Source organism: Stenotrophomonas sp. HMWF003, assembly GCF_003061285.1.
GTDB classification, from domain to species: Bacteria; Pseudomonadota; Gammaproteobacteria; order Xanthomonadales; family Xanthomonadaceae; genus Stenotrophomonas; species Stenotrophomonas maltophilia_AP.
The window spans coordinates 1-3,979 of sequence record NZ_QAIW01000250.1; the positions used below are offsets into that span (position 1 = coordinate 1).

Consider the following 3,979-nt stretch of genomic DNA (forward strand, 5'->3'; position numbering starts at 1 on the left):
AGGGAAGTGCGACGGATCGAAACCATGCGGGACCTCGGGGTGCGGTGTGCGGGCGGGAAGCTGGAGGTGCGGCGGTGCCAACTGCAGGCCGCAGCCGGCCGGTGATGGCCGGGCGGCCACCACGTGGGCGTGTGTTGCAGGGGCGGGTTACGCGCGGCGCGCGCGTGGGGTCAGCGGCGGCCGGCGACGGCGCCGTGCTGGATCAGGTAGTCGCGCACGCGGCTGTTGCGCGCCTGGTTCAGCGGCGAGCGCCACTGCCCGGCGTCGGCCACCACGCCCAGGTTGACGTCGGCACCGTGGGCGACCAGATAGGCCACGGTGTCCACGTCGCCGGAGCGGGCGGCATTGATGAGCGGGGTTTCGTCGTAGGCGACGATGCGGTTGACGTCGGCACCGGCGCCTACCAGCCGTTCCACCACCGGCAGGTGGCCACGGCGCGCGGCGGCAATGAGCGGGTTGCCATCGCCACGCGAGGCAAGGTCCGGCGTGGCGCCGAGGGCGAGCAGCGCATCTACCGTGGCCAGGTGCCCGTGGCGCGCGGCGGCGATGAGCGCGGTGCCGTCACCGGGACGTTGGGTATCCACCGCGACGCCGGCCTGCACCAGCTGCCGCACCTGGGCGAGGTCGCCGTCTGCGGCGGCGTCGAGCAGGCGCTCGGCCTGTGCCGACGCGGTGCGTGTGGCGGGGGCGCTGTCAGGCGCCACCACGATCGGCGCCCCCAGTCGCGGGGTGGCCGCGACGGTAACGCCCACGTGGGTGGCCAGCGCGGCCAGGCACAGGGCGCTCCACCGCAACCGGTTGCGCCAGCCCACCTGCCCGGCCTGCAGGTGCAGCAAGCCATCCACGCGTTGCGTCAGCCCACTGCGACTGCCCGACATGCCCACCGCCAGGGCAGCGCCCTGCGGGCGGTGCTGGACCATGCCGGCGATACCGCGCAGCAGTGAATCGGCGTAGTCGCGGCCACTGCTGGAGCGGTGTGCGGCGCGGGCATCGCAGGCCATTTCGCGGGCCAGTTCCAGCCGGTTGCCCAGCATGCGCAGGCACGGGCTCCACCAGTACACCGCCAGCACGGTGCGCTGCAGGGCGGTTACCCAGAGATCACGGCGCTGCACGTGCGCGGCTTCATGCAGCAACAGGTCGCGCAGGGCCGGGGGCGACAAGGTGCTGGCCAGGTGCGGTGGCACCAGGATGCGGGGTGCGAACAGACCCACCACCATCGGGCCGGCCACTGCATCGGACAGTGCAACGCCGCTGCCGCGCGGCAGCGCCGGGCCGAGCAGGGCGTCCAGTGCGGGGGCAGGACGCGCGGCACGGTGCAGCCGGCGGGCCTGCCAGATGCCCTGCGCCAGGCGCAGCAGCCCCCACAGCGTGCCCAGCAGCCAGACCATCGCCAACGCCTGCAGCGCGTTGGGTACGTAGGCGGCCGGTGAGGTAGTGGGTGACGCGGGTGCGGCTGGCACATCGGCGGCCGGCAGTGCGGTCGAGCGTGCTGCGGCGGGCAGGGACATCCCGGCCTCGGTGACGGTGACCACTTCGCGCGGCAGCAGCACCAGCAACGGCGACACCGCGGCCAGCGCGAACGCACCGCACAGCACCCAGGAACGTACCTCGGCGCTGAGCCGCGCGCGCTGCATCACCAGCAGTACCAGCGTCAGCAGCAGCGCGGCATGCCACAGGTGCTGCACGGCCACGGTCAACAGGGTGTGGGCGGCGGATGCGCTCATGACGATTTCCCCGGGGTGGCTGCATCGTCAACACGCTTCTGCAGGGCGGCCAGTTCGTCGGCGTCCATGTCGTGTTCGTCGATAAGGTGCTGGGCCAGCACGCTGGGCGAGTCGTTGAAGAACGACTTCAGCAGGTTTTCCAGTGCCTGGCGGCGGGCTTCGCTACGGCTGATGGCGGCGCTGTAGATAAACGCGCGGCCTTCGCTGCGGTAGGTCACCAGGCCCTTTTTTTCCAGCACTTTGAACATGGTCAGCACGGTGGTGTAGGCCACTGGCTTCTTCTTCGACAGCGCGTCGGTTACCTCGCGCACCGAGGCTTCCTTGGTCTTCCACAGCACTTCGAGGATGCGGCGCTCGGAGTCGGTCAGGGTGGGCGAACTGGGGCGGGCCATGACGGTCTACTGGTTTGTTAGTTGATGATCGGATCGTGCGCCCGCCGCGCTCGGCATGTCAACTATGTAATTAGTAATGGGGTGCGCCATACGTCAAATGCGAGGAGCAGTGGCGCAGGGATGTGGGTCTGCTGGGCCCGGGTGAAACGCGTGCGCTCAGGCGCTCGCTACGGACGCCGCCTTGCTCGCGCACGCCGCGCTGCGGGCGACCGGAGAAGCGGTGCACGGGTGCGAACGCGGAGTGGCGGGGCAGCACTGGCATGCCCCGGCTTGCGCGGTACTGCGCAGTGCCTTGCGCAGCGCGGCGCGCGAGGCGGGGTGTGCGCCCACGCCGTGCAGCAGCAACGTGCGGGCCAGGCCACCGCAGGCAACGCGCGGCAGGGCCAGCACGGCAGGGGCGGTGGCGCGGGGATAAAGCGGGCGAAGGTCCATCTGTCCCGGTCTCCGTGGGGTGGTGCGTGATGCAGCATGCGGCGTGGCTGTCTCATGGATTGAGACAGCCACGCCACCGCTGCACAGGCCCGCCACGGTGGAAGGTCAGTGGCCCCGCTGCTTGGCGGCGCTCAGCGCCTGGTCCGCGCGCAGGAACACGGCGGTGGTGGATTCGCCACGATCGGTGGACGCCGCGCCCAGCAGCAACGGCGTGCCGAGTCGTTGCAGGGTGTCATCCGCGACCGCCTCAAACGCGGCCACGGTGTCCGGGGCATGTGCGCTGCCCAGCACCGCGATGAACTCGCCGCTGCCGGTGACCCGGTTGAGGCTGTCGCCGCGGTCCAGCTGCAGGCACTGCTCCAGCGCGACGTCCAGCTGCTGCAGGTGGCGGTCCAGCGTGCGCTCGCCCAACTGCTGTGCCAGTGCGGCCAGGTCCTGTAGTTCCAGGATCATCACGGTGTAGGCGCTGGCCGGGTCGGGCGACGCGTCCTCTGCTGGCACGGCATGGTCGAGGATGGCGGCCACCTGCTGGTCGCGTTCGCGGCTGCGGCTTTCCATCAGGGTCATGGTCAGCCGGGCCAGGGCCTGCAACGCATCGCGCTGCACGGCATTGAGTTCGCGCGGGGTAACGTCCACCACGCACACGCTGCCCACGGCCGCCCCCTGTTCGGTGACCAGGGGCATGCCGGCGTAGAAACGTGCGCCGATGTCGTTGAGCACCGGGTTGTCGGCGAAGCGCGCGTCCTGGGCCAGGTCGCCGATTTCCATCAACTGGTCGGGCTGGCGAATGGCGTGGTCGCATACGGCCACGTTGCGCTCGGTCTGCATGCCGTCCAGCCCGGTGCGGGCCTTGAACCACTGGCGGTCACGATCAATCAGGGTGACCAGCGCCATCGGCGTGCCGCACACGGCGGCCGCTACCTTCACGATGTCATCGTAGGCCTGCTCGGGCAGGCTGCCCACGATATGCAGGGCGTCCAGGGCGCGTTGGCGGTCGGCTTCGGTGGCGGGCGCAGCAGAGGGTGGGGTCATGCAGTGTCCTGATGGCGTCGTCGAGGGGTCAAGCGTAGGGCACGCCGGTGCGTGGAAGGGTTAACCCGGGGTGGATGGCGCGCGCTGCGGTTGATGCGCGATTCATCCTCTGCGCGCCGCGCCACAACGGGGCCATGCGCACCGCTGTGCACGCGGCGTAGAAGGCGCGGCGGAATTTTTCACAGGCCTCGCCGTGCCGCCTGCCTAGCATCGGCCACTCTCTTTCCGCCCACACTCGGAGTTTCCATGACTGCTTCCCGCGTTCGCCTGCATGTTGAAGACACCGGCGGTACCGGCCGCCCGGTGGTGCTGATCCACGGCTGGCCGCTGTCGGCCGACTCCTGGAAGGCGCAGGTGCCGGTGCTCAAAGAGGCCGGCTACCGCGTGGTGGCCTACGAC

The 3,979-nt window shown here is 70.4% G+C and carries 4 protein-coding genes; 1 reads left to right on the plus strand and 3 read right to left on the minus strand.

The genetic code is table 11. The features are described from left to right. Positions 1–170: 170 nt before the first annotated feature. From DBR34_RS10445 to DBR34_RS10455, 3 genes are all read right to left on the minus strand, one after another. On the minus strand, positions 171–1,724 hold the full coding sequence (locus DBR34_RS10445; protein WP_128096744.1) for a M56 family metallopeptidase: 1,554 nt from the start codon (positions 1,722–1,724) through the stop codon (positions 171–173). Then, positions 1,721–2,116 (minus strand): BlaI/MecI/CopY family transcriptional regulator, encoded by a 396-nt coding sequence (locus tag DBR34_RS10450; protein WP_128096745.1) that lies wholly within the window; start codon positions 2,114–2,116, stop codon positions 1,721–1,723. The genes DBR34_RS10445 and DBR34_RS10450 overlap by 4 nt, the downstream gene beginning before the upstream one ends. A gap of 537 nt (positions 2,117–2,653) precedes the next feature. After that, positions 2,654–3,580: a GAF domain-containing protein gene (locus tag DBR34_RS10455; protein WP_128096746.1), complete on the minus strand. Its 927-nt coding sequence runs from the start codon at positions 3,578–3,580 to the stop codon at positions 2,654–2,656. 246 nt (positions 3,581–3,826) lie between these two features. Between DBR34_RS10455 and DBR34_RS22650 the strand changes: the two genes are divergently transcribed. Continuing rightward, the coding region (locus DBR34_RS22650) for an alpha/beta hydrolase (RefSeq protein ID WP_258223811.1) at positions 3,827–3,979 on the plus strand (153 nt) is incomplete at its 3' end.